Here is a 4,316-nt window from a genome sequence, read left to right on the forward strand (position 1 = left end):
GCTGTGGTTTTGGAGGATGATGGACAGTACGCCAACTTCAAGCTGGAATTTGACCAGCGGAAAGGAGGCAGCCGATGAAGCTCTCTTTAGTGGAACGGGAAACCATTCTCCTCTATAACCAGGCAGAACCAATGGCTGAGATCTATACTCATGATCCCCGTCTGATGGAGAAACTGGATCTGCTGGCAAAAAAGCACCCCGACCAGATCACCCGAAAGGACGCCCATAACTTTACCGTCCCCAAGCGGTGTGTATCAGTCCGGGAGCCATATAGCGCAGAACGCCGCAAAGCCGCCAGTGAGCGTGCGAAAGCCGCCGGATACCAGCCTCCTATGCGAAAGTCCGACAGTTAAAGGCACATGACAGAGAATGTATTTGAAGCAGTCAAGCAGTCGGTCAGCACCAGAGATGCGGCAGCGTTTTATGGGATCGAGGTCAAACGAAATGGCATGGCCTGCTGTCCCTTTCACGATGATAAGAACCCAAGCATGAAGGTAGACCAGCGGTTCCACTGCTTTGGCTGCGGTGAAGATGGGGATGTGATCGACTTTACCGCAAAGCTCTTTGACCTCTCCTCAAAAGAAGCGGCGGAGAAACTGGCACAGGACTTTGGCCTGATCTATGACAGTCAGGCCCCTCCCCGCAGGAGATATGTCCGGCAGAAAACCGAGGCACAAAAGTTTCGGGAGGACCGGCAGCGGTGTTATCGCGTACTGTCCGATTACTACTATCTGCTGAAAAAATGGGAGGCCGACAATTCTCCCCGGACACTGGAGGAAGAACCGCACCCCCGTTTTGTGGAAGCAATCCAGAAAAAAACCTATGTAGAGTACCTGCTGGACCTTTTTCTGTATGAAAGTGAAGAAGAACAAAGGGCATGGATTGCAGAACACACAGCAGAAATCACACACTTGGAAAGGAGATTGAAAATCATGGCTGAGAACAAACCCACCAACCGAGAGCGGCTAAGGGAAATCACAGATGGCATCGAGCAGGGCATCAAAGAACTGTTTGAGAGTGAAAAGTATATGCGCTATCTGTCCGTTATGTCCCGCTTCCACCGCTATTCGGTAAACAACACCATGCTCATCTATATGCAGAAGCCGGACGCCACTTTGGTAGCCGGATACAATAAGTGGAAAGACCAGTTTGAGCGTCATGTAAAAAAGGGCGAGCATGGCATTACCATCATCGCCCCCACACCGTATAAGAAGAAAATCGAGGAACAGAAGCTGGACCCGGATACCAAGGCTCCGATTCTGGATAAAGACGGAAAGATCGTCACAGAGGAAAAAGAAATCGAAATCCCCATGTTTCGTCCGGTCAAGGTCTTTGATGTGAGCCAGACCGATGGGAAACCTTTGCCGGAGCTTGCATCATCCCTTTCCGGCAATGTGCCAAATTATGAGGCATTTATGGAGGCTCTGCGCCGCAGCGCACCGGTGCCAATTACTTTTGAATCAATGGCCGCCGATACGGACGGCTATTTTTCTGCTGATCATCAGAAAATTGCCATTCGTCAGGGCATGAGTGAGGTTCAGACGGTTTCAGCCACAGTACACGAGATTGCCCACAGCAAGCTCCATGACCCTAAAAAATATGAAATGCTACCGTCATGGAAGGTTGTGCAGGAGAGTGAAGGTGGAACCAAGCATGATTTCAAGTTGGATTTTGCCACAGAAAAAGAAGCCGAACAGTTTGCTTCTGATATGGATTGGTGTTATGTGGACGAAAATCAGTTTGAATGGCGTCTTGCAGTTGAGGAAGATGCAACCGCAGAAAAACAGGCAATCAAAAACCGTCACACGGAAGAAGTGGAGGCTGAAAGCATCTCCTATGCAGTCTGCAAATATTTTGGCATCGAGACTGGAGAAAACAGCTTCGGCTATATTGCAAGCTGGAGCCAGGGCAAGGAACTGAAAGAGCTGAGAGCCAGTTTGGAGACCATCAACAAGACCTCCGGCACTTTGATCTCCGACATTGAGCGCCACTATAAGGAAATCTGCAAAGAGCGTGGAATTGACCCTCATGCAAAGGTAGAGCCGGAACCCGCCCTGATAGAGCAGCCAGAAGATGCCGCTAAGGTATCTGATAGACAGCAGACCGGCGATCTGACCTACTATGTAGCAGAGTGCATGGAATTTCCAAACCTCGGAGAATACCACGATAACCTGTCTTTGGAGGAAGCAATCCGCATTTATCAGGAGATTCCGGCAGAACGAATGAACGGGATCAAGGGCATTGGTTTTGAGCTGAAAGACGGAAGCGACTATGAAGGACCTTTTCCGATTTTGACCGGCCAGACCATTGACCTGGACACCATCCAGGCAATCGACTATTACCGTGATAATCCTCTGGTGCAAAAAGTGGTAAAGGAACTGGCTGCGGCAATGCCGGAAATGGAAGTGCTGGGGGCGGACGCCAATCAGCAGGAGGCTTTGTTTCTGATCGACAATGCCACCTATCTTCATATCCAGTCCTGTGACAGCGGCTGGGACTATACCCTTTACGATGCCGCATCCATGAAAGAGCTGGATGGTGGTCAGCTGGATATGCCGGAGATTTCCCGCATGAAGGCAGTTCTCCAGATTTGTGATGACAACGATTTGGGCAGAGACTCGGTAAAATACGCACCGTTGTCCATGATTGAGACCTTGCAGGACGCTGCCTATCAGCAGATGCAGGCAGAGGTCAGTCAGATGGCTGCTTCTTCCCAGCTGCCGGAAGCACAGGAGCAGGCACTGGATGAATACCCCATGCCGGATGAGCAGGTCTCCACACCAGATATGCAGGAATACGGCTACTCCTATGATGGGATGTTCCCTGTTACCAGAGAACGGGCGCTGGAACTGGATGCCGCCGGTTTGACCGTTTATGTGCTGCATGAGGACAATACGGAGAGCATGGTGTTTGACCCGCAGGAAATCATGGATCATGGCGGTCTTTTTGGCGTGGACCGTGAGGAATGGGAGAAAAGCCCTCAGTTCCACGAAAAGGTCATGGAGCGTCAGGAACATCAGCAGGAACGCGAACAGGCATTTCTATCCCAGAACAGAGATTGCTTTGCTATCTATCAGGTGAGCCGTGACGATCCGCAGAATGTGCGCTTTATGAATCTGGATTGGTTAAAGTCCCATGACATTTCCATAGACCGCAGCAATTATGACCTCATTTACACAGCTCCGCTGAGGGAGTCTGGCACGGTACCGGAGCAGCTGGAAAAACTATATGAGCAGTTTAATCTGCAAAAGCCGGCGGATTTTCACAGTCCTTCTATGAGTGTCAGTGACATCGTTGCGATCAAGCAGGACGGTAAGGTATCCTGTCATTACTGTGACAGTGTTGGTTTTACCCAGATCCCCGGATTCCTGCCGGAAAATCCGTTGAAAAATGCGGAGATGGCCGTGGAGGACGATTACGGCATGATCGACGGTATCATCAACAATGGCGCAAAAGAGCCTACGGTGGCAGAGCTGGAACAGCAGGCCCGCAACGGTCAGCCCATTTCCCTCATGGATTTGGCTACCGCTGCCCATCGGGAGGAACGGGAAAAGAAAAAGTCCGTCATGGAGCAGCTGAAAAGCCAGCCCAAGGCAGAACACAAAAAGATAGCGCCAAAAAAGAGTGCGGAAAGGGAGATTTGATATGGGAAACTTTACTTTTGAGGAAATGAACCTGATGTGCATTTACAATACCGGCAGCCGCACCGGACTGATCGACAGCCTGCGTGAGATGCGCGGCGAGCTGGCCCCGGAGGAAACCGAGCTGCGGGAGTTGACAGACAGCGCACTGGGCAAGCTCCAGGCCATGAGGGATGCCGAGTTTGCCGAGCTGGAGTTGTATCCGGATTTTGACCAGTAAACACTATAATCGCAGGGATGGGGTGGCAATATGCCACCCCACCTTTTTACCCCAAAACTGAAAGGAGGACAGAACACTATGCCAACCAAAGCTGAACTATATGCACAGATGGCGGAGAAGGTAACAACGCAGCTCACGGGGAGCTGGCAGGAATGGGCAGGGTTTCTCACCACTGCTTCCCGCCTTTACAAGTACCCGTTCCATGAGCAGTTGATGATCTACGCCCAGCGTCCGGACGCCACCGCCTGTGCAGAGTACGATTTGTGGAATGAAAAGATGGGCCGGTATGTAAGGCGCGGCTCCAAGGGAATTGCTCTGGTGGACGATTCCGGGGACAGGCCCCGCCTGCGCTATGTTTTTGATATTTCCGACACTGGAACCCGTGAACATTCCCGCACTCCCTGGCTGTGGCAGCTGGAGGAGCGCCATTTGGATTCGGTGCAGGCCATGCTTGA

The 4,316-nt window shown here is 51.3% G+C and carries 4 protein-coding genes; all 4 read left to right on the forward strand.

The genetic code is table 11. The features are described from left to right. Positions 1 to 74 precede the first annotated feature (74 nt). Positions 75 to 353: a hypothetical protein gene (locus tag GPK94_RS15840; RefSeq protein WP_055290210.1), complete on the forward strand. Its 279-nt coding sequence runs from the start codon at positions 75 to 77 to the stop codon at positions 351 to 353. A 6-nt stretch (positions 354 to 359) separates the two neighbouring features. Beyond that, positions 360 to 3,644, forward strand: coding sequence for a YodL domain-containing protein (locus GPK94_RS15845; protein WP_215656265.1), 3,285 nt, complete (start codon positions 360 to 362; stop codon positions 3,642 to 3,644). Between the two features lies 1 nt (position 3,645). Next, the gene (locus GPK94_RS15850; RefSeq protein WP_215656266.1) at positions 3,646 to 3,861 is read left to right on the forward strand and encodes a transposon-transfer assisting family protein; all 216 of its coding nucleotides are present in this window, start codon (positions 3,646 to 3,648) and stop codon (positions 3,859 to 3,861) included. A 78-nt stretch (positions 3,862 to 3,939) separates the two neighbouring features. Continuing rightward, a partial coding sequence (locus GPK94_RS15855; RefSeq protein ID WP_215656267.1) for a hypothetical protein occupies positions 3,940 to 4,316 on the forward strand: 377 nt, incomplete at its 3' end.

The sequence above is a fragment of the Pseudoflavonifractor sp. MCC625 genome, assembly GCF_018784545.1.
Lineage (GTDB): Bacteria > Bacillota > Clostridia > Oscillospirales > Oscillospiraceae > Pseudoflavonifractor_A > Pseudoflavonifractor_A gallinarum.

Bases quoted from the DNA above. Each gene is read 5' to 3' on its own strand.
- GPK94_RS15840 (WP_055290210.1), top strand. From the start codon at position 75: ATGAAGCTCTCTTTAGTGGAACGGGAAACCATTCTCCTCTATAACCAG.
- GPK94_RS15845 (WP_215656265.1), top strand. From the start codon at position 360: ATGACAGAGAATGTATTTGAAGCAGTCAAGCAGTCGGTCAGCACCAGA.
- GPK94_RS15850 (WP_215656266.1), top strand. From the start codon at position 3,646: ATGGGAAACTTTACTTTTGAGGAAATGAACCTGATGTGCATTTACAAT.